At 61.0% G+C, this 24,666-nt stretch carries 20 protein-coding genes and 1 pseudogene; 10 read left to right on the plus strand and 11 right to left on the minus strand.

Annotated features, from left to right (window positions below):
* The 3 genes and pseudogenes from ACFFP0_RS09015 (at position 1) to ACFFP0_RS09025 (ending at position 3,994) form a co-directional block, all read left to right on the plus strand.
* Positions 1 to 822: an MFS transporter gene (locus ACFFP0_RS09015; protein WP_377259278.1), complete on the plus strand. Its 822-nt coding sequence runs from the start codon at positions 1 to 3 to the stop codon at positions 820 to 822.
* Between the two features lie 334 nt (positions 823 to 1,156).
* Positions 1,157 to 2,360: pseudogene (locus tag ACFFP0_RS09020) on the plus strand (M20 aminoacylase family protein).
* 41 nt (positions 2,361 to 2,401) lie between these two features.
* Positions 2,402 to 3,994, plus strand: a complete 1,593-nt coding sequence (locus ACFFP0_RS09025) for an ABC transporter substrate-binding protein (RefSeq protein WP_377259281.1) — start codon at positions 2,402 to 2,404, stop codon at positions 3,992 to 3,994.
* A 287-nt stretch (positions 3,995 to 4,281) separates the two neighbouring features.
* Here ACFFP0_RS09025 and ACFFP0_RS09030 read toward each other — a convergent pair whose 3' ends face one another.
* The 5 genes from ACFFP0_RS09030 to ACFFP0_RS09050 form a co-directional block, all read right to left on the minus strand.
* Positions 4,282 to 5,490: an acyl-CoA dehydrogenase family protein gene (locus ACFFP0_RS09030; protein WP_377259284.1), complete on the minus strand. Its 1,209-nt coding sequence runs from the start codon at positions 5,488 to 5,490 to the stop codon at positions 4,282 to 4,284.
* Positions 5,487 to 6,464: an ABC transporter substrate-binding protein gene (locus ACFFP0_RS09035; RefSeq protein WP_377259287.1), complete on the minus strand. Its 978-nt coding sequence runs from the start codon at positions 6,462 to 6,464 to the stop codon at positions 5,487 to 5,489. The genes ACFFP0_RS09030 and ACFFP0_RS09035 overlap by 4 nt, the downstream gene beginning before the upstream one ends.
* A gap of 13 nt (positions 6,465 to 6,477) precedes the next feature.
* Positions 6,478 to 8,097: an ABC transporter substrate-binding protein gene (locus tag ACFFP0_RS09040; RefSeq protein WP_377259290.1), complete on the minus strand. Its 1,620-nt coding sequence runs from the start codon at positions 8,095 to 8,097 to the stop codon at positions 6,478 to 6,480.
* A 196-nt stretch (positions 8,098 to 8,293) separates the two neighbouring features.
* Positions 8,294 to 9,388, minus strand: a complete 1,095-nt coding sequence (locus ACFFP0_RS09045; RefSeq protein ID WP_377259293.1) for a rhodanese-like domain-containing protein — start codon at positions 9,386 to 9,388, stop codon at positions 8,294 to 8,296.
* Between the two features lie 256 nt (positions 9,389 to 9,644).
* A complete protein-coding gene (locus tag ACFFP0_RS09050; RefSeq protein WP_377259296.1) occupies positions 9,645 to 10,496 on the minus strand; it encodes an NADPH-dependent oxidoreductase in 852 nt (283 codons plus the stop codon).
* Between the two features lie 345 nt (positions 10,497 to 10,841).
* On the opposite strand from ACFFP0_RS09050, the gene ACFFP0_RS09055 reads away from it, so the two are divergent.
* From ACFFP0_RS09055 to ACFFP0_RS09085, 7 genes are all read left to right on the plus strand, one after another.
* The gene (locus tag ACFFP0_RS09055; RefSeq protein WP_377259299.1) at positions 10,842 to 11,657 is read left to right on the plus strand and encodes an SDR family NAD(P)-dependent oxidoreductase; all 816 of its coding nucleotides are present in this window, start codon (positions 10,842 to 10,844) and stop codon (positions 11,655 to 11,657) included.
* 40 nt (positions 11,658 to 11,697) lie between these two features.
* A complete protein-coding gene (locus tag ACFFP0_RS09060) occupies positions 11,698 to 12,636 on the plus strand; it encodes a PLP-dependent cysteine synthase family protein (RefSeq protein ID WP_377259302.1) in 939 nt (312 codons plus the stop codon).
* A 66-nt stretch (positions 12,637 to 12,702) separates the two neighbouring features.
* Positions 12,703 to 13,719 carry an amino acid ABC transporter substrate-binding protein gene (locus ACFFP0_RS09065; protein WP_377259305.1) on the plus strand — a complete coding sequence of 339 codons (1,017 nt, stop codon included), beginning with the start codon at positions 12,703 to 12,705 and terminating at the stop codon, positions 13,717 to 13,719.
* 90 nt (positions 13,720 to 13,809) lie between these two features.
* Positions 13,810 to 14,907 (plus strand): amino acid ABC transporter permease, encoded by a 1,098-nt coding sequence (locus tag ACFFP0_RS09070; protein WP_377259308.1) that lies wholly within the window; start codon positions 13,810 to 13,812, stop codon positions 14,905 to 14,907.
* 2 nt (positions 14,908 to 14,909) lie between these two features.
* Positions 14,910 to 15,965, plus strand: a complete 1,056-nt coding sequence (locus ACFFP0_RS09075) for an amino acid ABC transporter permease (RefSeq protein WP_377259311.1) — start codon at positions 14,910 to 14,912, stop codon at positions 15,963 to 15,965.
* Between the two features lie 40 nt (positions 15,966 to 16,005).
* A complete protein-coding gene (locus ACFFP0_RS09080) occupies positions 16,006 to 17,244 on the plus strand; it encodes a pyridoxal phosphate-dependent aminotransferase (RefSeq protein WP_377259314.1) in 1,239 nt (412 codons plus the stop codon).
* Positions 17,244 to 17,990, plus strand: coding sequence for a GntR family transcriptional regulator (locus tag ACFFP0_RS09085; RefSeq protein WP_377259317.1), 747 nt, complete (start codon positions 17,244 to 17,246; stop codon positions 17,988 to 17,990). The genes ACFFP0_RS09080 and ACFFP0_RS09085 overlap by 1 nt, the downstream gene beginning before the upstream one ends.
* A gap of 96 nt (positions 17,991 to 18,086) precedes the next feature.
* Here ACFFP0_RS09085 and glpK read toward each other — a convergent pair whose 3' ends face one another.
* From glpK to ACFFP0_RS09115, 6 genes are all read right to left on the minus strand, one after another.
* The gene (gene glpK / locus ACFFP0_RS09090; protein WP_377259320.1) at positions 18,087 to 19,592 is read right to left on the minus strand and encodes a glycerol kinase GlpK; all 1,506 of its coding nucleotides are present in this window, start codon (positions 19,590 to 19,592) and stop codon (positions 18,087 to 18,089) included.
* 178 nt (positions 19,593 to 19,770) lie between these two features.
* The gene (locus ACFFP0_RS09095) at positions 19,771 to 21,501 is read right to left on the minus strand and encodes an ABC transporter substrate-binding protein (protein ID WP_377259323.1); all 1,731 of its coding nucleotides are present in this window, start codon (positions 21,499 to 21,501) and stop codon (positions 19,771 to 19,773) included.
* A gap of 76 nt (positions 21,502 to 21,577) precedes the next feature.
* Positions 21,578 to 21,859 carry a DUF2160 domain-containing protein gene (locus tag ACFFP0_RS09100; RefSeq protein ID WP_377259326.1) on the minus strand — a complete coding sequence of 94 codons (282 nt, stop codon included), beginning with the start codon at positions 21,857 to 21,859 and terminating at the stop codon, positions 21,578 to 21,580.
* A gap of 16 nt (positions 21,860 to 21,875) precedes the next feature.
* On the minus strand, positions 21,876 to 22,703 hold the full coding sequence (locus ACFFP0_RS09105; protein ID WP_377259328.1) for a carbohydrate ABC transporter permease: 828 nt from the start codon (positions 22,701 to 22,703) through the stop codon (positions 21,876 to 21,878).
* A 14-nt stretch (positions 22,704 to 22,717) separates the two neighbouring features.
* A complete protein-coding gene (locus ACFFP0_RS09110; RefSeq protein WP_377259331.1) occupies positions 22,718 to 23,584 on the minus strand; it encodes a carbohydrate ABC transporter permease in 867 nt (288 codons plus the stop codon).
* Between the two features lie 3 nt (positions 23,585 to 23,587).
* On the minus strand, positions 23,588 to 24,658 hold the full coding sequence (locus tag ACFFP0_RS09115; RefSeq protein ID WP_377259334.1) for an ABC transporter ATP-binding protein: 1,071 nt from the start codon (positions 24,656 to 24,658) through the stop codon (positions 23,588 to 23,590).
* Positions 24,659 to 24,666 lie beyond the last annotated feature (8 nt).

Here is a 24,666-nt window from a genome sequence, read left to right on the forward strand (position 1 = left end):
ATGGCGAAGAGACCTTTCGATCTCCCTGGTTTTCTGCTGTCCGGTTTCGGCGTAGGCGCCGTCATCTTCGGTCTCGACTCCTTCGCACGCGAGAATAGCGTTGGAATGGTTGCGCCTGCACTCGCCGGCATCATCAGTCTGTGGCTCTATGTTCACCATGCGCGACGCCGGCCGGACGCTATTCTGGACATTCGTCTTTTCCGGCATCCGGCGTTCCGGGCCAGCATGTTCGGAGGTACGCTCTTCCGTGTCGGTTTCGGCGCCATGCCTTTCATGCTGCCTTTGTTGATGCAGGTGATATTCGGTTATACGGCGCTCCAGTCCGGAGCCATAACCTTTGTCGCGGCGATCGGCGCCTTCGGAATGCGCACATTGACCCGTTACATTCTGAACCGTTTTGGCTTTCGATCGGTGCTATCCTGGAATGCCTTGATCTCCAGCCTGTTCATGGGTCTCTGTGCCGCATTCAACGAGCAAACTGCCGTTCATCTGATGATGGCGGTCATCTTTCTCGGCGGGGTGTTCCGCGCCCTGCAGTTCACGAGCCTCAATGCGCTGTCTTTTGCGGAGGTGACGGATGCCGAGATGAGCCATGCAACAACGCTCTCGCAAATGGCGTTGCGCATTTCCCAGGGGGTCGGCGTGGCACTTGCCGCTATCCTGCTCCATTTCTATTCCGGAAACGCAGGGAATCTGACCTCTTCGGCTTTCTCCGCATCCTTTGTCGTCATCGCCCTGATCTCCGCCTTTTCATCCCTTTCATTCTTCGCCCTTTCGAGGACAGCGGGTGACGCGCTCATCGGACGGAGCAAGCTTCATTGAATATAGATCCGCCAACAATCGCCATAGTTCCGCTTCAGGTTTTCGGCTGCGTTGGACTGCCGAAATCAACATGTTGATTGGAAAGACGAATTTTCCGTATTGGTCCAGTCTCAAGCAACTTCTTTCCTCAATCTGACATCCTTTAGTCTATAAAGTTTATAGACTATTTGGCGCGAAGCACGGTACAACTTCACATGAGTGGAGATGGGATTGCGGCCATTCCCGACAACCGTACGAAGCCGGAAGCCTTCCGGCTGAGGGCAATCCGTTTGCCGATCTCCGAATTTCCATCGGCAAGAACCGCGCCGCCGGCCTTGATTGTGAGACATGCATCATGAGTGAATCCATCGTGCGAACTGAACCCGATTTCGCCCCTCGGGTCATCGGCCTCATCGAGAGCTATGTTCCGGAGCTTGTTGCCATCCGGCACGATCTGCATGCTCATCCCGAACTCGGCTTCGAGGAAGTGCGAACGTCGGCTATCGTTGCCGAAAAGCTTTCGTCGTGGGGTATCGAGGTTCATCGGAACATCGGCAAGACGGGCGTGGTGGGGCGTCTCTCGGGACGTCACCCCGGCAACCGTTCAGTCGGATTGCGGGCCGACATGGATGCGCTGCCCATGCCGGAGGAGACCGGCCTTTCCTATGCCTCCGTCTATCCCGACCGTTTCCATGGCTGCGGCCACGACGCTCACACGACAATTCTCCTGGGAGCGGCCCGCTATCTGGCTAAGACGCGGGATTTCGCCGGCACGGTGACCTTCATCTTCCAGCCGGCGGAGGAAGGACTCGGCGGCGCGCGCGCGATGATTGCCGATGGTTTGTTCGAGCGGTTTCCGGTTGACGAGATCTACGGGCTTCACAATTCGACGCACTCGCCGCCCGACCATCTGCATGTCTCTGCCGGTACGGTGCTCGCTGGCGCCGATTTTTTCGACGTCACGTTTAAAGGCAAAGGGGCTCACGGCGCTCATCCGAATGTCGCACGAGACCCCATTCCCGCGATCACCGAACTCGTTCAGGCACTGCAGACCATCGTGAGCCGGAACGTCACGCCGACTGAACCGGCCGTCCTGTCGGTTACCAAGGTGCATAGCGGTTCAGCCTAACAACGTGATCCCGGAAACTGCGAGCATCGGCGGCACGATACGTGCGTTCTCCGATGACGTCAGGCACCTGATCCGCTCCCGGCTGACGACCATCGCCCGGAATGTCGCTGCCGCGCATGATCTCGAGGTCGAAATCGATATCCGGGATATTTTCTCGGTCCTGACCAACCATCCGGAACATGTCGACATCGTCGCCGATATCGGCCGTCAGGTTTTGGGCGAAGGCCGGGTTTCCACGTCACCCAAACGCGCCATGGGCAGCGAGGATTTCGCGGACATGCTGCTCCATGCGCCCGGAGCCTTCTTCACACTCGGCCATTCCGGCGGCGTTCCGGCCCACAATCCCGGTTTTATCGTCGATGACGCCATCTTGCCCGTCGGGGCCACCTTGTTTGCCCGCCTTGTCGAAAACCGGCTGCAAGCGGCCTGAACTCTCTGAAATATTCTTGTCCAGCAAAGGAAGGATTGCATATGCAACTGTCCAGACGGAATGCCCTTTTGTTCGGTGCGGTTTTCGGCACGGGAATAGTCCCGGGATTGTCCTCCCTGGCACAATCGGCAAAGGCGGCGAAAAAGGGCGGGATTCTGAACGCCGTTGCCGTCGGAGAGCCGACGACCCTCGTGCCGTTGCTGGATTCCAACACCCGGACCCGGGTCATCTCCACCAAGATCCTCGAAGGACTGGTGCGCTTTGATGAAAAGTTCACCCCCCAGCCCGTACTCGCCACCTCCTGGGCGATATCGGAGGATGGGCTGCGCTACACATTCAGTTTGCGCCAGGGTGTGAAATGGCACGACGGCAAGGAATTCACCGCCGCTGACGTGCGTTTTTCGCTCCTGGCGTTCAAACGCGTCGGCCCCCGCGGCCGCATCACCTTTGCAAACGTCACCGATGTGGAAACGCCCGATGCCCATACCGCTGTCATTGTCCTGTCCAGGCCGACACCCTTCCTGCTGAGAGCGTTGACCGGAGGCGAGACGCCGATTCTCGCCGCCCACAGCTATCCGACGGAAGATTATGCCGCCAGCAAGAATGGCACGAGCCCGATCGGGACCGGCCCTTTCATATTCGAGGAGTGGAAACGCGGCAGCCACGTCAAGCTCAGAAGGAACCCGGACTATTGGCAGGCGGGTTTGCCGTATCTCGACGCCGTGGTGACGCGGTTTGTGGGTGACGCGGCTGCCGCGTCCATCGCCATCGAAACTGGGGAAGCGCATCTGTCGACAGACATTTCATACGTCGATATCGACCGGTTGAGGCAGAACCCGCAGATTGCCGTCGATACCTATACCGACGCCTACCTCAACAACGCACAGATATTCGAGTTCAATCTGGAGAACCCGATCCTCGCAAAACGCGAGGTTCGCCACGCTCTGGCCCACGCGATAGATCGAAACTTCATCGTGGATACGATTTTCTTCGGAGCTGCGAAGCCGGCAGCCTCGACGATACCCGCGGTCTTCGCGGCTTACAACGATGAGGCCCCGTTCCAGTATCCATTCGACCTCCAGAAGGCATCTCAATTGCTGGATGCCGCCGGTTTTCAGAAGAAGGAGGATGGCGTCCGGTTTAGCCTGCGCCTTGCCTTCCTTCCCGGCGATACGTTCAGGAAGACGTCGGAATATCTTCGTTCCGCCTTCGGCAAGCTCGGTGTCAGGGTGGAGATACAGGACGGGGACCTGGGGACCTATATCAAGCGTGTCTATAACGAGCGCGGTTTTGATATCAACCTGAACGGAATCAGCCGGTTGTTCGACCCGACGGCCGGTGTGCAGCGGCTTTACTGGTCGGACGGGATCAAGAATGTCGCTCCCTATGTCAATGCCGCGCACTACAACAACCCCGAAGTGGACGACCTTTTCCGCTCGGCTGCGATTGAAAAGGACGATGCGAAGCGGGCCGGCTATTTCAGGAAAATCCAGGCGATTGCCGGCGTCGACCTGCCGAACTTCGCGCTCGTCGCCCTGCCGACCGTGATAGCGCGATCCGCCGCCGCCCGCTCGCTGGTGACGACGATCGACGTGACGTCAAGCGATTTCGCCAATGCCTGGCTGGATGTCTGAGCGAGAGAATCCCGAACGAGGCAAAGGCATCTTCGACAGGGGATACCTTTGCCTGCAAAGTGAAGAAGGTCCGGGAATCACGTTGCCGTGAGGATAGGCCGGGTGTTTCTGTCATATGACTTCACCGGGTCGACCGCCATGGAAACAGACGGGCAGAGTGGCCGCCTCATGGCCTCACCGCTGTCGCCAATGGCCACGGTGCCCACTATTGTCCATGAGGCGACATGAGCATGGATGTCATGTACCGGGCCTGCTGCGGCACGACGAATTAATGCTGCTATCGTGCTTCATTGCGAGGCGATCACTGGCGGGGAAATGCCATCCAACGCATAGGCTCCGACCTGGGCATATTTCCACCAGTTGGCATCGTGGAGCGTGTGGACGCGCAGATTGCGCCAGTACCGATCCAATCCCAGTTCGGAGCGGGTGGAACTGGCGCCGGCGAAAGTGAAGATATCCGTCGCAATCTGCAGGGCGACATCTCCTCCGAAGGCCTTGGCTTTCGAAACGGTGACTGCCGCCTTTGCAACACTGTCGGAATCCAGAGTTTGCACCGCGTCGTGCAATGTCTGCGCCGCGTGCGCCTGCAATAGTTCCGCCGCGTGCTGGCGCGCTTCCCACTGACCGAGCGTGACGAGAAGATGATGATCGTCTCCCGGTCGTGTCCAACCACGGGAAAGCGCTTCCGGCGGAACCCGCGTGCGGCCACGGACGAGGTCCTTGGCGGTCTCCAGGGCACCTCTGCCGATGCCTATGTCGATCGCCGAATGGGTGAGCTGGAAAGTCGCCAGAAGCGGCGTGAAATGCGGCTGGCCTTCGGGTCTACGCAGCACATGGCTGACGGGGACAACGACATCCTTGAAAAGGATGGTCTGGCTGGCTGTACCGCGCTGGCCGAAATGCCTCCAGTCATCGGCAAAGTGAATGCCTTCGGTCTCACGGGGCACGATGGCGAAGACGAAGTTGCCGTCGTCGTCCTGCGCCGAAACACGAATCCAATCGCCGTTGAAGGCGCCGGTCGTGTAAAGCTTCGTGCCGTTCAGAAGGTAATCCGGGCCGTTCGACGTCAGGCAAGTTGAAGGTAACCCTCCATCCTTTTGGCCGGCTTCCGCCTGGGCATTGCCAAAGGTGTCGAATGCAAGAATTCGGCCTAGGAGGAATTCCCGTTGTGCGGGCGTGCCGAAGCTCCGGAGCGTTTCAATCGTGCCGAAATGACTCTGCGCCGTCTGGGCGAGAGCACCGTCCGCAGCCGCGATGATCTGGATCATGTCCGACAATTCGGGATATGAAAGCCCGGGGCCTCCTTGCTCGGCCGGAATTGTGAGCGTCAGAAGCCCCGTGCGTCCCCATGCCTTGTATTCGGCACGCAAAGGCTGGCCGGAGGCATCGCGCTCCACCGCTCCCGGCAAAAGCGTCGCGGCAAAGTCCCGGGCTATCCGGCGGAAGGTGTTTTTCGAGACCGTCGTCAAGGGGGAATGTCCGGCATCCATGATCATGCCGCCCAGTCCAGCGCCCAGGCTCGCACGTCGACCGGTGCGGGAATGAAGCCCTCGCGCAACAGAAAATCCGCCTGATGCTGAAGCGCAGTCAGGCGCTCTTCCGACAGGTGGGGAAGCAGGTTGGCCGTTGCGAAATTACCGAACGCGCTTTCGGCGTCCTCTGCCGATTGGCCTGTCTCGCTCGCCAGAAGCCCCCAGAGCCTGTGCCGGTCAGGGCCGATGCTCAGGACGGACTCTTTTACCGCCGCCAGAACGGCTGTGACGGCTTCCGGATGATCGGCGATGAAAGCCTCGTGGAAAGTCAGCGTGCGCGGAGTGCCGTTGTTAACCCGGACCAGCGGATCTTCCTGAAGGTCGAGCCGTAGGATCGGACGCACCTTCCCCGACGCCATGGCGGCGGCACCGGCGGCGCTTTTCAGCCAGACGGCGTCCACCTGTCCAGCCTCCAGCGCGGCAAGTTCGTCATCGAAATGCTCACCGCCCCGCTCGCCAGGTGCGGTCGTCCTGTGAGGGATTTCAACGAGGGTGACGTCAGATAGTTTCGCTCCAACGGTTCCGAGCGCCTGATCGATTCCTCGTAGCGCTGAGATTTTCGCAACATCGAGGCGATGGCCGGAAGATACGGGAACTGCAAAGCGGCCCGTGACGAGGTCGGCGATTACTTTTGCAGGCGAATCCGATCGTACGACGACGGCCTGGATTTCATCGAGCCATGTGATGCCCAGAAGTCGTGTCCGGGCGCCGTGGCTCCTCGCCCATATGGCGGGAATGTTGCCGCCCTCGCGAATGAGATTGGAGATGCCGTGCTCGAAATGGTGGCGGCGGAGGTCTGGGTCCTTCACATCCTGCAGCGCATTGGGCTGGAAGCCACTGGCTCGCAGGGCTTTCTGCAACAGGCCAAGTCCGGCTCCTACGCCCGTCGCGGTCGGAGCAGGGCAGCGCGTGTAGTAGATTTGAGTTCCACTGGTCATGTCGCGCGGTCTCTCACTGCTTGAGCCAGGTTGAGGCGAAATCGCCGGAAATTCCGGCGGCATCGGTGATCGCATCGACAACGCGCTTGTTCAGGAACGTGAACTGGAAGTCCGACAGAAGATTCAGGTCGGGCAGGTCGTTGATCACCTTGATCTGGATATCCGTCCAGAACTGCCTGCGCCGCGTCGTGTCCACCTCCACCGCTGAGGCTTCGAGAAGGGAGTCGACCTCGGGATTGGCATAATGCGCACCGTTTGAGAATGGAACGCCCGGCTTGAAATTCTTCGACCAGTACAGTCTTTGCACACCGACAGTGGGATCGAACGTATTGGTCATCGAGTTGGTCGTGAATGCAAAGTCGCGATCCGTATAGACGCGCTTCACGTAGCTTGCGAAATCCTGGGTGCGGACCGTCACCTCGATACCGACCTTCGCCAATGCCTGCTTGACGTAGTCGGCGGTGCGCTTGTCTCCTTCCGTCGCGGGACGAAAATCGTGCACGACGCGGAAACGGAGCCCGTTTTTGTCCCGCGGATAGCCTGCTTCGTCGAGCAACGCTTCCGCCTTCGCCGGGTTGAAATCATAGGTCGGCAATCCAGCCGCACGGAAAGGGGCGAGGTCGGGGCTGATCGGGCCGGTCACGATTTCTCCGAAACCATACCAGACGACATCCCGCACGACCGTCTTGTCGATCGCATGGGCGACGGCCTGCCGCACGCGGATATCCTTGAAGTATTCGTTGTCGAGATTGAACTCGATCCGCTTGACACCGGCATCGAAGATCGAGCCGCGGGGATCGACGATGATGTGATCGAGACCTTTGATCCGCTCGACATCGCTGAGTGGTATCAGCGTGCCGGACGCGATATCGACTTCCCCGGTCTCGATCGCCGTGGCCCGTGCACCGGGATCGGATATGAAGCGAAAAATCACACGATCCAGATAGGGCTTGCCTTCATCCCAATAGTCGGGATTGCGCTCGAGGATCAAATGGCTCCCGTGTACAAGCTCGACGAACCGAAACGGCCCGGTTCCGATTGGGGCATTGTTGACCGGATTGATGCTGGCGTCTGTCCCCGCATAGATATGTTTGGGTACGATGGGGGACTCGCTCGCGACGAGCGCATTCAGGAGATATGGCGCAGGCTTGGAGAGCCGCAGGATAAGTGTATGGTCGTCGGGCGTGTCGATCGTCTCGACATTGGCGAACGTCGCGCGGCCGCGAGGGTGAATCTGTTTCAGGAGCTGGATCGAGAATGCGGCGTCCTCGGCGGAGAAAGACTTTCCGTCGTGCCACCTGACACCTTCCTGAAGGCGGAAGGTGTAGATCAGGCCATCGTCGCTGATCTCCCAGGCAGTCGCCAGGGCGGGTTTCGGCGCAAGGTCGAAGTCATAGCGAAGCAGTCCTTCCACCACCTTCGGACCAATGCTTCTTGACCCATCCGGAGAAAATGGCACCAGCTGCGGAGGCTGCACGGCAAGCAGAAAGATCAATGTGCCGCCTCTCTGGGGAGAGATGGCCGTCTCTCCCGCCAGGGCCACCCGTCGATTGAATACGGAGGAAGAGAGTGCGGTCGCCGCGAGCAGCAAGGACGTGCCTTTGATCAGGACGCGGCGGGACATGGAAGGCATGAGTATCTCCAGGGATATGTGTAGCCTTTCCCATGTGACGGATTTCAAGACGCGTTACTTGAGATGACAGGCTTACAGGCAGGCGTGGAAACTTGTCGCGTTCACCTGTTGATGGGAGGCAGCAGGCCATGGCTGAGCGACGGCTTTATCGGCAGGCGATTTCTGTCGGATCGGCAGTTCATTTCTCCGGCTTATATCAGGCCACTTCGCTGAGCCGGCCGGCCTGGAAATCGACAAGCAGGATGGCGATCTCGTAGCCTCGCCGCTGAAGCCAATGGGCCACGGTGCGGGCGCGCACGCCAGGCAGGTCGTCGATCAGGACGACGCGCGCCCCGCGCACGGCGATGGTGCGATAGGCAACGCCAAGCAACTGGCCGCCTTCGGATGACAGGGTGTCGTCGAGATGCCCCAGCTCGAATTCTTCTGGCGTCCTGACATCCAGAAGATAAGTGGTGCGGTCCGGATCGGTAGCCCAATTGCGGGCGGTCGCGACATCGATTTCGGGAAAGCGATCGTCGCTGCTCAATGCCTCGATATGCCGGCGGGCGAATTCGAGTGCTGCATCGCTGGCTTTCCCATAGACGCGGGTCTTGCCGGTTTCGAGGCCGAGACCGGCTGCGGTCCAGCCTTTGGTGCCTTCGTGGAGATAGGATACCTGGTTGGGAACTTTCGCGTCTATCAGCGTTTGCGCTCCGAGAATGGCGCGCGGTAGGCCTGCGCATGAGACCACCACCTTTGTCTTTTCGGAGGGAACGACATCCTTGAAGCGCAACACCAGTTCGGCCCCCGGCACGCTGACGGCTCCAGGCACATGCTCGCGCACAAATTCGGGAACGGTGCGTGTGTCGATGACGATGACGTCTTCGCCGGCGTTGCGTAGCTTCTTCAGTTCATCGGCGGAGATGACCGGCGTGTTCTTCTCCTCTTTTACCGCAACGGAGAAATCGACGCCGGGCGTGTCGAAAGTCGGCAGCGTCTTGCCATCGCCGTTCGCTGTCCAGGCCGGAATGCCGCCCTCAAGTGCAAATACATTCGACCGGCCGATGGCGGCGAGTTCCTCGACAAGGCGCGCGGCAACACCGTCGCCGGCATCGGCAAGCACGGTGCGGACAACCTTGCGCGGCACGAAACGATCGATATCGTTCTTTACCCGTTCGACCGGCAGGTTGGTGGCGAACAGCGGCGAGGCATAACCAACGACGGCCGGATCGCGGATGTCGAGCACCGCCAGCTCCTGTCCATCTGCAAGCCAGGTAAGGAAAGTATCGCGGGAAATCGCCTTCTGGCTCATGAACCGGCTCCTCATCGGTTGCTGTCGATGCAGCAAGACTAGCGGGGAGGGGCTCATGTGGCGAAGTCCGCTGCATGCGGAGCCGCCTTCCAAATGGAAAGATGATTTTATAATATACAAAAACCATAGACTAATTTTCTTTACGCGGCGATACCCAACGCTCCTTGTCGCCGAAGGGGGGCGCGCGCCGGACCTATGGTCACGGAAGGAGGATTCGCGGCGAACGGCATTCCAGGTTGAGCGAAGTCAATTTCGCCTACTTTGCCTTGAACCCCATGCGACGGACGACGTCGAGAAGCACATGCCGGCCCTTGAGAGCCGCAGTATCGGCGATGCGGTTGGCGATGACGCTCGTCCACCCCCTCACGGTCATACCCTGGCCGGCCTGGAACGCGCTTATCGTTCTGTCATAGGCTGCGAGATCGGTTTCGTGAGCGCCCGCCCGATATTGCTCGCGATGCAGCACGAGGGATTGGGGCAGGCGGGGTTTGATGTCCGTTTCGACTGAGGGATCGGGATAGCCGACCGACATGCCGAAAACCGCGAAGGTTTCCGGTGGCAGGCCGAGCACCTTGCCGACTTCGGCAGGATGATTGCGGATGCCGCCGATATAGCAGGTGCCGAGTCCCAGCGATTCCAGGGCGACGAGCGCATTCTGGGCAGCAAGCGCGGCGTCGATCGCGCCGAGCAGGAGGCTTTCGAAATAATCGAGACCTTCACCGGTCTTGCCATAGGTGCCGGCGATGTTTCTGAGCCGCGAGAGGTCCGCGAGCCACACGAGAAAGAGCGGTGCCGACACCATTTGCGGATTGGGAGAGGCGAGCTCGGCGAGTGTCGCCCTGCGATCGGGGTCTTCGACCGCCACGACGCTCCACGCCTGCAGGTTGGAGGAGGTCGGGGCCGATTGCGCTGCCGCTATCGCCAACTGCAGGACGCCTTCCGGCACAGGCCGGGACAGATATGTGCGGACGGAGCGATGTGAAAGAATGGCGGCGAGTGTCGCGTTCCATTCCTCTGTATGCACCGTCTGGCCGGCTCCGTAACGGCGATGCAGCAGGCGATGAATCTGCTCCGGTTTCTCGATGGCGTCGAGAGTTTCAGCCGACATTTCCATACCTTTCCAAGAGGATATCAGTAAACGCAAACTTAGAAGCCATCTCCTTTGCAGACAAAGAAGATCTTGGCAAAGATCATGTCGCCGATAGAACGATATTTCGGAAAGTCGCGGAACGGTTTTGCCTTGGATCTGGAGCTGGCATGCGGGAGGGGCGTACTGCTCAATCGGCCCCGCTGCAGGTGATCAACTTGTCATCCAGGTTGTATTCCGGAAGGAGAAGGCTGCTCCTGCCAATGGATATCTTCTCCGTCGCGGCGCCTTGCGTAAAAAAAAGTCGTCGTTGACATAAATCGTCGTCTATGAGACAAAATCGTCGACGATTTACGGAGTACTGTCATGAGGCGACTGGAAGGAAAAATTGCTGCTGTCACGGGCGGCGCATCGGGCATCGGCGAGGCGACCGTTCGCCGGTTCATCGCCGAAGGCGCAAAGGTGTGTTTCGCGGATGTAGATGAAGAACGTGGCGTCGCCGTCGCGGAAGAACTGAACGCTTCAGGCGAAGTCGTCCTCTTCGTACGGACGCAGACGCAGGACGAGGCGCAGTGCACGGCTTTCATCGAGGCGGCGGTTGCCCGGTTCGGCCGCCTGGACATTCTCGTAAACAATGCGGGCATCCGTCACTATCAGGGCATCCTCGATACCGACAATACGACCTGGGATCGCATTCTCGGTGTCAACGTGAAGGGCTATGCGTTTTGCGCGAAAGCGGCTGTCGCCGCGATGAAGGCAAGCACCGGCGGCAGCATCGTCAACGTCTCGTCGAACCGTTCGACCGCCGCCGGCGGCAACATGGTGGAGTACGATACGACCAAGGCCGCGGTGATCGGTCTCACGCGCGGCATCGCCTACGATCACGCCAGGGATGGCATCCGCTCGAACGCCATCTCGCCGGGACCGGTCTTCACGCGGTTCCACGAGAAGAGGGCGGCGGCGCTCGGGAAAACCGCCGAGGAGTTCATCCGGGGGTTCGGCCAGGGCGGCATGATGAAGCGACCGGCGCGTCCCGAAGAGATCGCGGCTGCGATCCTGTTCCTGGCAAGTGACGATGCATCGTACATTACCGGCATCAATCTCATGGCGGACGGCGGGATCTCGGCCGTCGACCCGGACTCCCTGAACACCTGGCTTCAGCAGGGCGTCAGCGCCACTTGACGCCGTCATGCAATCATCCGGAATCTCATGGGAAAGCAACATGACGCATAAAGATTTCAACCTTCTCTCGGGTATCGGCAATACGCCGCTCATCGCCCTCACAAAGCTTCCGGGGCCTGACGACGCGCGCGTCCTCGTGAAGCTGGAAAGCAAGAACCCGACAGGAAGCTCGAAGGACCGCAGCGCCCTGTCGATGATCGAGGACGCGGAGCGCGCCGGCAGGCTTCAGCCGGGCCAGCGCGTCGTGGAGGCCAGCGGCGGGAGCACGGGAACCGCGCTCGCGATGATCTGCGCGCTGAAGGGATATGCCTGCACGATCGTGACGTCCGATGCTTTCGCGGACGAGAAGCTGAAGACCATCCAGGCTTTCGGCGCAACGCTCGACATCATTCCAAGTGTTCACGGCAAGGCGACCTACCCGGAATTGTTCGATCTCATGCATGCCCGGGTCGAGGAACTGGGCCGCGTTCCGGGCAACTACTATCTGCATCAGATGAAAAATCCAGCCAATCCCAAGGCGTACAATACGATGGGCCGCGAAATCCTGGAGCAGACCGGCGGAGAGGTGGACGCTTTCACAATGACCTGCGGCTCCGGCGGGTGCTTTTCCGGTACGATGGAGGTCTTCAAGGCCTACCGGCCCGATATGCTCGGCGTCGCCGTCGAACCCGCCGGATATCGGCATATCTCGGGCGGTCCCAAGGGCGTTCACCACATCGACGGCGTCGGCGACGGGCCTCCGGGAGTACTTTTCCGCTACGATCTTGTCGATGAGATCGAAGCTGTCACCGATGATGAAGCATATGACATGGCTCGCCGGCTCGCGCGCGAGGAGGGCATATTCGGCGGGAAGTCGGCTGCGGCCAATGTCGTTGCCGCCTTGAGGATCGCCAGGCGGCTCGGCAGGGGCCGAACGGTGACGACGGTGATTTGCGACACCGGATACAAATATCTGTCGGGAGACCTGTTCACGATCTGACAAGAAGGCCGGACAGGCTGTCCGACGGTAATGAGGTCGTCAAACTTCAAAAAAAGGGGAATAGGAATGCGAAAGAAACTTCTCACATCACTCCTTGCCTGCGCCGCCTTCTCGGTCGCAAACCAGGCATCCGCCGGACCGACGCTCGACAAGATCAAGGCGCGCGGGGAACTCGTCTGCGGCGTGAACACGGGGCTCGGCGGCTTCAGTGTCGCCGACAGTTCCGGGCGCTGGACGGGTTTCGACGTCGACATGTGCAAGGCGATCGCCGCATCGATCTTCGGCGACGCCTCCAAGGTTCGTTTCGTGCCGACGTCCGAGCAGGTTCGCTTCACCGCGCTTCAGGCCGGCGAAGTGGACGTCTTGACCAGAAACTCGACCTGGACGCTGCAGCGTGACGCGGGACTGGGTCTGGATTGGGCCGGTATCAATTTTTACGACGGCCTGGCCTTCATGGTTCCCGTCGCATCCGGCATCAAGGATCTCAAGGCGCTCGATGGCGCGACGATCTGCATGAACCAGGGTTCTGCGGCGGAGGTCGACACCCGCAACTATTTCACGACCAACGGGATGACCTATCAGCCGTTGGCGATCGAAAATCAGGAGTCGCTCAACAACTCGTTCTTCTCGGGTCGCTGCGATGCGATCACGGCGGACTCGTCCAACCTGGCCGCCATTCGCGCGACTGCGAAAAAACCGGCCGACTATGTCGTTCTTCCGGAAATCATCTCCAAATCCCCGCTTGGGCCGGTCGTGCGCAAGGATGATCCTCAGTTCACGGCCATTGTGCGGTGGACGCTGAATGCGATGATCACCGCCGAGGAATATGGCGTCACCAGCGCCAATGTCGAGGAGATGAAGTCGAGCGGCAGCGAGGCCGTGAAGTCGCTGCTCGGCGCCACGCCCGGTTCAGGCAACGCGCTCGGAATTTCGGAGAACTGGGCGTACAACATCATCAAGCAGATAGGGAACTACGGCGAGAGTTTCGAGCGCCATGTCGGCGCGGGCTCGCCGCTCGGCCTGCCGCGCGGCGCCAACGCGCTATGGTCCAAGGGCGGCCTGCTCTATGCGCCGCCGATGTGATCGCATGGTGCCCCGCGACCTGTTCGGCAGACGCGGGGCAGCGTCTCTTCCGATAGGTGTCCAGTGTCGACCTCGTTTTTCAGAACGCATGTGATCCTTGGCTATATGCTGACGTGGCTCGTCATGTTCGCGGGCGTGTTCCTGCTCATGCGCTTCTCGCTGGCCGCGCTTGGCAGCCGCAATATGAGCGTCGATTTCGGCTTTCTGCGTTACCCGGCCAATTTTGACATAGGAAACAGCCTCTTGCCCTTTTCGGGGTCGGACAGCTACGCGAAAGCGCTTTTCGTCGGCTTCCTGAACACGATCAAGGCTGCCATCGCCTGCATCGCGTTCGCGACTGTCGTCGGGACACTGATCGGTGTCCTGCGCCTTTCTTCCAATCCGCCGCTTCGCGGCTGTGCCGGCCTCCTCATCGAAGTGCTGCGCAACGTGCCGCCCCTGCTGCAGCTTTTCGCATGGTCGGCGATCATCCAGTTTTCCCTGCCGCTGCCACGCGACGCCTGGGAGCCGGTCGGCGGCGTGGTCCTGTCCAATCGCGGCATCTGGTTTCCGTTCCTGACCCTCACAGGCGAGCATTCCGTGCTGACGATCCTGGGCTGCGGCCTGGTCGCCGCGGCAGCGCTTTTCACCGCATGGCGTCTGGTGAACCGCGATCCGGTGAAAGGATTTTGGTGGCTGGTGATCTCGGCCCTGCTGGCGGGGACGGTGCTGTTGTTCCTCTCCGGTTCCATCGTGGCCGATCTGCCGGAAAAACGCGGGTTCAATTTTCGCGGCGGCATGTCCGTAACGCCCGAGTTTGCCGCGCTCGTCATCAGCCTCACGCTCTATACGAGCGGCTACATGGCGGAGATTGTGCGCGGCGCCGTCCTGTCCGTGCCGGCCGGCCAGTCCGAGGCGGCATCCGCCCTGGGTTTCCGCTATCTCCAGACCCTGCGGCTGATCGTGCTGCCCCAGGCCGTACGCATCGCCATCCCACCCATGACGAACCAGTATATCAACGTGACGAAAAGCACCTCGCTGGCCGTGGCGGTCGGATATTCCGACATCGTGTCCGTCGGCAACACGATCATGAACCAGAGCGGCCGCGCGATCGAGGTCATAGCCATCTTCGTGGCGGCCTATCTTCTGCTGAATCTCGTCATTTCCGAAATCATGAACCGTCTCAACAGACGGCTGTCGCTGGCATGACCATGGCGCAATCATATCTCCGGCATCGCGGACGCAGCCCGTTCTTTCATCCGTGGTACAATGCCGTCATCACCGCCGGATTGTCGTTCTTCCTGATCTATCTGGCGGTGCGCCTGTGGCAATGGGCCGTGAGCGGAGCCGTCATGCTGCCCGGTCAAGCCGGCGAATGCATGCAGGCGGCCGGCGCCTGCTGGTCCATACTACAGGAAAAGTGGCGGCTGATCCTGTTTGGCTTCTATCCGCAGGCGGAGCTTTGGCGCGCGGTGGCAGTGCTCGTTATCGTGACGATTGCCGCCGGTTTCTCGTCGGTGCCCCGTTTCTGGTCGCGCCGTCTGCCCGCCCTGTGGATGCTGGTCGTCGTGACGGTCCTGCTGCTCCTCAGCGGAGGCATATTGGGACTGCCCTATGTTTCGCCGGACCAGTGGAGCGGCCTCCCCCTGACCGTGGTGCTGTCCCTCGGAGCAATCATCATCGCCCTGCCTCTCGGGATATTGCTTGCGCTGGCTCGCCAGTCGGAGATCATCCCGCTGCGCGCGGCTGCCGTCGCGCTCATCGAACTCGTTCGCGGTATTCCGCTGGTCACCGCGCTTTTCGTGGCGTCGGTCGTCCTGCCGCTCTTCCTGCCAGCCGAGATATCCATCCCGAAGATCATTCGCGCCCTGTTCTGTATCGCCGTCTTTCTGGCCGCCTATGTCGCGGAAGCGGTGAGGGCCGGGCTGCAATGGGTGCCGGGCGGACAGAGGGAAGCGGCTGCCGCACTCGGCTTCCGCTACTGGCGCATGCAGCAGCTCATCATTCTGCCGCAGGCGCTGCGCGTTTCACTTCCCGGGCTGATCAACGCTTTTCTGGACTTTCTGCAGGCAACCTCGCTTGTCGTGATCATCGGCCTTTTCGACCTGCTCGGCACCACACGGGCCGCAATCGCCGACACGACATGGCAGGCGTTCTATCTCGAGGCCTATCTTGGGGTGGCGGCCATCTACTTTGTCTTGTGCTTCTCGATTTCGAAATATTCGGGCTGGCTGGAGACCTATTTGCAGCGGAGCCTCAAGCGATGACGCAATCACCAGAGGCGATCAACCTGCATGGGAAACGGACATGAACTACGAGAACGGCCGGTCGAGCGGGATAAAGGCATCGCCGAGCATGGCGATTGCAATGGCGGCGAAGAAGCTGCGGGCGGAAGGCCGGGACATCATCGATCTTTCCCTGGGGGAGCCCGACTTCGAACCGCCCGCCCACGTTGCCGAAGCCGCGCACGAGGCCATCCGGGCCGGCGGCATACGATATGGACCGGCTGCGGGCAGCGAGGCGCTGCGGCGGGCGATCAGCGACAAGTTCCGCAAAGAGAACCGGCTGGATTTTGCGTTGGACGAAATCACGATCGCCAACGGCGCAAAGCAGATCATATTCGATGCCTTTCTGGCGACGCTGGAGCCAGGCGACGAAGTCGTGATCCCCGCGCCTTGCTGGGTGTCCTATGGGGATATCGTCGCCCTGCATGGTGGAACACCGATCTATGTGGAATGCGGGCCGGAGGCCGGGTTCAAATTATCCGGCGCTCGCCTCGAAGCCGCGATCACGCCGCGCACGAAGTGGCTGATGTTGAATTCCCCGTCGAATCCGACGGGCGCAATCTACACGGCCGGCGACTATGCGGCGCTTGAGGCCATTCTTTCAAGACATCCTCGAATCCTGGTTCTTTCGGACGAGATCTATGAGCATATCCTGCTGCGCGACGTGCCCTTCGTCTCGTTCGGGGAGGTGTGCCCGTCGCTGCGTGACCGGACGCTCCTGGTCAACGGCGTTTCCAAGACCTATGCGATGACGGGCTGGCGGGTGGGATATGCCGCCGGGCCGAAAGCGCTTGTCGCAGCTATTAACAAGATGCAGTCGCAGAGCGTCACCTCCGTTTGCAACGTAGCCCAGGCCGCGGCGGCGGCGGCGCTTGCCGGCGATCAGGCCTTCGTCGCCGAAGCGGCGCGAACCTTCGCCCGTCGCGCCGATCTCGTGGCGACCGCGCTGGAGAAGATCGAGGAGATCGAGTTCATCCGACCGGATGGCGCGTTCTATGCGTTTATCGGTGTGCGCCGTCTCATCGGCAAGTCGAACCTCGCGCACGATACGGCCGTTGCAGCCCATCTGTTGAACGACTACGGCTTGTCGAGCGTCCCGGGGTCAGCTTTCGCAATGCCGGGATTCATACGTTTGTCGATTGCAGCTTCGGATCAGGAGTTGCAGGGTGCTTGTGAAAGATTGGCAAGGATGGTCACATCACTACGTTCAGGGCCGCGTGACGCCTTGCGGATCGGAGTTCGATCGGATCAGGAGAATTGATGTCTAATCTACCGAGCCTTCGGGAGGTGGTCGGGCGGCATGCGTCGGCGGCGCAGACCGCGCCGGAGATGGCGGCTGTCGCGTTGCGCGAGGCGATCGTCACAGGTGCCTTGCAGGGTGGAGCGACCATCAAGCAGGACGACGTCGCGCAACTGCTGCAGATCAGCAAGGCCCCGATAAGGGAAGCGCTGCGGGAGCTGCAGGCGGAAGGGCTTGTGCAGGCCGTGAAGAACCGCGGCTTCATCGTCACGCGCATGTCGGCCGCGGAAATGGACGAGATGTTCCGCATCCGCAGCGCCCTCGAACCGATCGCGATCGAACTCGCCATGCCGATGATGACGAGCAGGGATATCGAGAAGGGGGCCGCCTTCATAGACAAGATGGAGAACCTGTCCGACCTTTCCTGGATGTGCGATCTCAATCTGAATTTTCACCTGTCGCTTTATGCGCCTTCGGAGGCCAGTCATCTGCTGAAGATGATCCGTCACGCGCATTACGTATCGCACCGGTACGTCCATGCATCCTACTGGGCGGGACATTCCGCGCCCGCCTCGCAGGACGAACACAAGGCGATCCTCGAAGCGTGCAGGCGTCGCGACGCCGCGCAGGCGAGCCAGCTCCTCCGCCAGCACATTCATACCGCATGGTTGACGATGAAATCCGATCTGGCCCGCTTCTTCGTCGGGCACGGCGTAGTGCCGGATTTCCGGACCGAGGCCGCATCGCGGATCGATGGGCGGCCGTGAGATGTCAGGGGCAGGAGAGGCAGTGACGGGTTCCCGCCCCTTGAAAGGACAATGACCGGACTCGCCGGTAGCCAAAGGTACGCCAGTGTGCCGGGTTCAAAAGCCGGGCAGGTTGCTTGTCAGGGTTCGCGCGACGGCGTCCCGCCACCCCATGACCTTGGCCAGCCTTTCAGGCTCGTCGACCGACGGATCGAAGACGCGCTCGCGCGCCCAGGTTCGCGCAAATCCCCCCTGGTCCGGCCAGATACCGGCACGCGCGCCGGCCAGCCAGGCGGCGCCGAGTGCCGTCGTTTCCACCAGGGCGGGCCGTTCGACAGGGATGGCGAGCATATCCGCGAGATGCTGCATCGTCCAATCGGACGCCGCCATGCCGCCGTCGACGCGCAGCACCGTTTCGATGGGATGGTCTCCCCAGTCCTTTTTCATGGCCACGAAAAGATCGAGCGTCTGGTAGGCGACCGATTCCAGGACCGCGCGCGTCAGCTCCGCCGCACCGCTGTTGCGGGTCAGGCCGAAGATCGTACCGCGCGCTTCGGGGTCCCAGTAAGGCGCGCCGAGGCCGGTGAAGGCCGGCACGATGTAGACACGCTGCTGCGGATCGGCGGCCGCGGCCAGGGCATCGGCGTCCGACGCGTTCTTGATGACGCCAAACCCGTCACGAAGCCATTGCACGGCGGCTCCGGCAACGAAGATCGAACCCTCCAGCGCATAGGTGTTCCGCCCGGAAAGGCGATAGGCGATGGTACTCAACATGCGGTTTGAGGAGACGACCCGGTCGGTGCCGGTGTTGAGGAGCGCAAAGCAGCCCGTGCCGTAGGTGGACTTGATCATGCCGGGATCGAAGCAGGCGTTTCCGATCATCGCGGCCTGCTGATCGCCGGCGGCGCCCAGAATGGGGATCGCGGCGCCGAACAGGCCGATATCGGTGGTCCCGAAGTCGTCGGCATTGTCCTTCACCTCGGGCAGCATGGCGAGCGGAACGCCGAGAATGCCGAGAAGCTCCGCATCCCAGCGGTTTTCGGCGATATTGTAGAGCAGGGTGCGTGAAGCGTTCGTCGCGTCGGTGACATGCCGGCGCCCGCCCGTGAGATTGTAGATCAGCCAGCTGTCGACCGTTCCGAAGCAGACTGCGCCTGCTTCCGCGCGTGACCTCAGGCCCTCGATATTGTCCAGCAGCCAGCGCAGTTTCGTACCGGAAAAATAGGGATCGAGCAGCAGGCCGGTCTTGGTGGTGAAGAGTTTTTCATAGCCGTCGAGTTTCAGCCTGTCGCACATTTCGGCCGTGCGGCGATCCTGCCAGACGATCGCCTTGTAGAGCGGCTTTCCGGTCTCCCGGTCCCAGACAAGCGTCGTTTCCCGCTGGTTGGTAATCCCGATGGCCGCGATGTCCGCAGCCTTCATGCCGCCTGCGGCAAGCGCTTCGCGGACGGTTGCCACGACGCTGCCCCATATTTCCACGGCATCGTGCTCGACCCAGCCTGCCCTGGGAAAGAACTGCGTAAACTCCCGCTGCGCGGCAGCCTTCACCTGCATGTCGGGGCCGAAGAGGATCGCCCGCGAGGACGTGGTTCCCTGATCGATTGCGAGAATGTAACCGCTCATGGTCTGTCGCTCCGGGCAATGCTCTTCGCTTCGCCACGTGGGCGACGAGGTTTCAAATCGATATGGGGGAAAGGTCGTCCCTCCCCGCAATCCGCGGGGAGGGGCTCTCCAGCCTATGGAATCTATGCATGATGCCGTAGGTTCGCCGGACGCCTGGAGCGCCCGGCGTCATGGTTCGTTACTTCTTTGCGTCCGCCCAGCTCTTGACGAGTTCGTCATAGTTGATCGTCGTGGGCTTTTCCTTTTCATTCTTGATCTTCAGCTGCGGAGCGAGGTTGCCCTTGGAAACGGCATCCTTGTTCCAGTATTCAAGATCATGCTCCTTGGCGAGCTTGGGGCCGATCTCGCCCTGAACGCCGGCACGTTCGAGACGCTGCAGCACCTTCTCCTGCTCGGCGCAAAGAGAATCCATGGCTTCCTGCGGGGTCTTGGCTCCCGAAGATGCGTCCCCGATCGCCTGCCACCAGAGCTGCGCGAGTTTCGGATAATCGGGAACGTTGGTGCCGGTCGGCGACCACTGCAGGCGGGCCGGCGAACGGTAGAACTCGATGAGGCCGCCGAGCTTCGGCGCGCGATCGGTGAAGGACTTGTGGTCGAGCGTGGACTGGCGGATGAAGGTGAGGCCGACATGGCTCTTCTTCACGTCGACAGTCTTCGAGGTCACGAACTGCGCATAGAGCCATGCGGCCTTCGCGCGGTTGTCCGGGGTGGATTTCATCAGCGTCCAGGAGCCGGCGTCCTGATAACCGAGCTTCATGCCGTCCTTCCAGTAAACGCCGTGCGGGCTTGGGGCGAAGCGCCATTTCGGCGTGCCGTCCTTGTTCACCACCGGCAGGCCTTCCTTCACGAAATCGGCGGTGAAGGCCGTATAGGTGAACATCTGCTGGGCGATTTCACCCTGCGAGGGCACCGGACCGGATTCGGAGAAGGTCATGCCCTGGGCCGCGGCCGGCGCATAGGCCTTCATCCAGTCAAGGTATTTCTGGATCGAGTAGACCGCGGCCGGGCCGTTGGTGTCGCCGCCGCGTGCGACGCATGAGCCGACCGGACGGGAATTCTCGTCGACCTTGATGCCCCATTCGTCCACCGGCTTGCCGTTCGGGATTCCCTTGTCGCCGTTGCCGGCCATGGACAGCCAGGCGTCGGTGAAGCGCCAGCCGAGCGAGGGGTCCTTCTTGCCGTAGTCCATGTGGCCGTAGACCTTCTTGCCGTCGATCTGGCGGCCGGTGAAGAACTCCGCGATATCCTCGTAGGCCGACCAGTTGACCGGAACGCCGAGGTCGTAGCCGTATTTGGCCTTGAAGTCCGTCTTGTTCTTCTCGTCGTTGAACCAGTCGTAGCGGAACCAGTAGAGGTTCGCGAACTGCTGGTCAGGAAGCTGGTAGAGCTTGCCGTCCGGCGCGGTGGTGAAGGACTTGCCGATGAAGTCGTCGATGTCGAGGCCGGGGTTCGTGACGTCCTTGCCCTCCTTCGCCATGAAGTCGGTCAGGCTGCGGGCCTGCTGGTAGCGCCAATGCGTGCCGATCAGGTCGGAGTCGTTGATATAGGCGTCATAGATGTTCTCGCCCGATTGCATCTGCGTCTGCAGTTTCTCGACCACGTCGCCTTCGCCGATCAGGTCATGGGTGATCTTGATGCCGGTGATCGCGGTGAAGGCGGGAGCCAGCACCTTGGATTCGTATTCGTGCGTGGTGATCGTTTCGGAAACGACCTTGATATCCATGCCGGCAAACGGTTTTGCCGCATCGATGAACCACTGCATCTCCTTTTCCTGGTCGGCGCGCGGAAGAGCCGAAAGGTCGCCGACCTCCTTGTCGAGAAACTGCTTCGCCTCGTCCATGCCGGCATAGGCGGAGCCGGTCAGTGCCAGCAGCATGGCTGCCGTTGTCGTCATAAGATGCCGTCGCATGATATCCTCCCAGAGTTTGCGAGTGCATGTTCATTTCCAGGCGCCCGATCGTCAGGGCGTCCGCATCGGCTTGCCTCTAGACGAAGCGGAAGACGCAGATCGCGTAGACCACCGCAATGGCAAGAGCCCACCACAGGCTGGGGCCAACGAGCCCCAGCCATGCGAGATGAATGAAGGCCGCACCGAGCAGCGAGATGAAGAGCCGGTCGCCGCGCGTCGTTTCGAAGCGCAGGATGCCGACCCGCGGCGAACCGCCCGGCACGAAATATTCCCATATGCTCATGCCGATCAGCAGCACGAGGATCGACAGGAAGAACAGGGCTGTCGGAAGCGTCCAGGCCATCCATGAAAAGTTCATGCGCGGTTCCTCCTTGTCAGACGCGGCCGAGGGCAAAGCCCTTGGCGATGTAGTTGCGGACGAAATAGATGACGAGCGCGCCCGGCACGATGGTCAGCACGCCGGCTGCCGCGAGAACGCCCCAGTCCATGCCGGCGGCGGATACCGTACGGGTCATGATCGCCGAGATCGGCTTTGCGGCGGTCGTCGTCAGCGTGCGGGCGAGAAGCAGCTCCACCCACGAGAACATGAAGCAGAAGAAGGCGGCGACCCCGATCCCCGAGGCAATCAGCGGCATGAAGATCCTGACGAAGAACCGGGGGAAGGAATAACCGTCGATATAGGCCGTCTCGTCGATTTCCTTCGGCACGCCGGACATGAAGCCTTCCAGAATCCAGACGGCAAGCGGCACGTTGAAGAGGCAGTGCGCCAGTGCGACGGCGATATGCGTGTCGATCAGGCCGAAAGCGGAATAGAGCTGGAAGAAGGGAAGCGCGAAGACCGCGGGCGGCGCCATGCGGTTCGTCAGGAGCCAGAAGAACAGGTGCTTGTCGCCGAGGAAGCGGTAGCGCGAGAACGCATAGGCCGCCGGCAGCGCCGCGAGCACCGAGATCACGGTGTTCAGGACCACGTAGATGATCGAGTTGATGTAACCCGAATACCAGGACGGATCGGTGAAGATCACCGAATAGTTCCTGAGCGTCGGGTTCTGCGGCCAGAGCGAGAAGGTGCCGGTGATCTCGGCATTCTCCTTGAAGCTCATGTTCACCAGCCAATAGATCGGCAGCAGCAGGAAGACGATGTAGAGCGTCGAAACCAGCCATGAGAGGTTGCCGGCAGGCTTGAACTTGGTGGTCTGGGCCATGGTCCTCTCCCTTCTCAGTTCTTGGCGTCGCCGCTGGTCATCACGGTGTAGAACACCCATGAGAGCAGCAGGATGATCAGGAAGTAGACGATCGACATGGCGGCGGCCGGACCGAGATCGAACTGGCCGACGGCCATTTTCACGAGGTCGATCGACAGGAACGTGGTGGAATTGCCGGGCCCCCCGCCGGTGACCACGAAAGGCTCCGTATAGATCATGAAGCTGTCCATGAAGCGCAGCAGGACGGCGATCAGCAGCACGCGCTTCATCTTCGGCAACTGGATGTAGCGGAAGACGGACCAGCGCGAGGCGCCGTCGATCTTGGCCGCCTGGTAATAGGCGTCCGGGATCGAGACGAGGCCGGCATAGCAGAGCAGCACGACAAGGCTCGTCCAGTGCCAGACGTCCATGATGACGACCGTGATCCAGGCATCGACCGGGTCGCGCACATAATTGTAGTCGAGCCCCATCGCCGCCAGGGTGTGGCCGAGCAGGCCGATGTCGACGCGGCCGAACACCTGCCAGATGGTGCCGACGACGTTCCACGGGATCAGGAGCGGCAAGGCCATCAGCACGAGGCATACGGGAACGCCGATACCCTTCTTCGGCATGTTGAGCGCGATGAAGATGCCGAGCGGGATTTCCAGCGCCAGGATGATGAAGGAGAAGAGCAGATTCCGCTGGAGAGCTTCCCAGAAGCGGTCCGAATGCAGGATGTCGTCGAACCAGTCCGTGCCCGCCCAGAAAAACTCGTTGTTGCCGAACGTGTCCTGAACCGAGTAGTTGACGACCGTCATCAACGGGATCGCCGCCGAGAAGGCGACCAGCAGCAGGACCGGCAGCACCAGGAACCAGGCTTTGTTGTTCCAGGTCTTTTCCATGGATCAGCCCTCCCTGCCGACGCGCCAGGAATCGGCGTAGATGTTGATGGCTCCGGCGTCGAAGGTGATGCCCGCTTCCGAAGGGATCTCCGCGTCCTCCTCGGCCACGATCGCGATCGGCTGTCCTGCGAAATTCGCGCGAACGATCTTCATGCGGCCGATATCCTCGATACGGCTGATCGTGACCGGCATGCCCTCGCGTCCGATCCGGACGAATTCCGGGCGGATGCCGAGTTCGACCCGGCGGGCGCCGGAAACATCGGGAGCGTAGTCGAGCGACAGCGTCTCGCCGCCGATCGAGACCGTGCTTCCCTCTATGTTGGCGGGCAGCACGTTCATGCCGGGAGACCCGATGAAGTAGCCGACAAAGGTGTGGCTGGGCCGTTCGAAGAGTTCCGCCGGCGTGCCGATCTGGACGATCTGGCCGTCATACATGACCACGACCTTGTCGGCGAATGTCAGGGCCTCGGTCTGATCGTGCGTGACATAGACCATGGTGAAGCCGAATTGTCTGTGAAGCCGCTTCAATTGCGAACGCAGCACCCATTTCATATGGGGGTCGATCACCGTCAGCGGTTCGTCGAACAAAATGGCGTTGACGTCGTTGCGCACGAGCCCGCGGCCGAGCGAGATCTTCTGTTTCTGGTCGGCGGTCAGGCCCTGGGCCTTGCGCTTCGCCCAGCCCGAAAGGTCGATGATCTCCAGCATCTCGCGGACCCGGCGGTCCACCTCGGGCTCCGCAACGCCGCGGTTTCTCAGCGGAAAAGCGAGGTTGTCGTAGACGCTCATCGTGTCGTAGATGACCGGGAACTGGAAGACCTGCGCGATGTTGCGGGCCTGCGTGGAAAGGTCCGTCACGTCCCTGCCGTCGAACAGGATGCGGCCATGCGATGGCTGGAGCAGGCCGGAGATGATGTTGAGCAGCGTCGTCTTTCCGCAGCCGGAAGGGCCGAGCAGGGCATAGGCGCCGCCATCGTTCCATTCGTGGTCGATTTCGCGCAGCGCGTAGTCCTGGTCCGACTGCGGGTTGGGACCGTAGGCGTGGCGGATGTGGTCGAGGGTGATGTGTGCCATGTCTTTTC

It is taken from the genome of Neorhizobium puerariae, assembly GCF_042429745.1.
Taxonomy (GTDB): domain Bacteria; phylum Pseudomonadota; class Alphaproteobacteria; order Rhizobiales; family Rhizobiaceae; genus Neorhizobium; species Neorhizobium puerariae.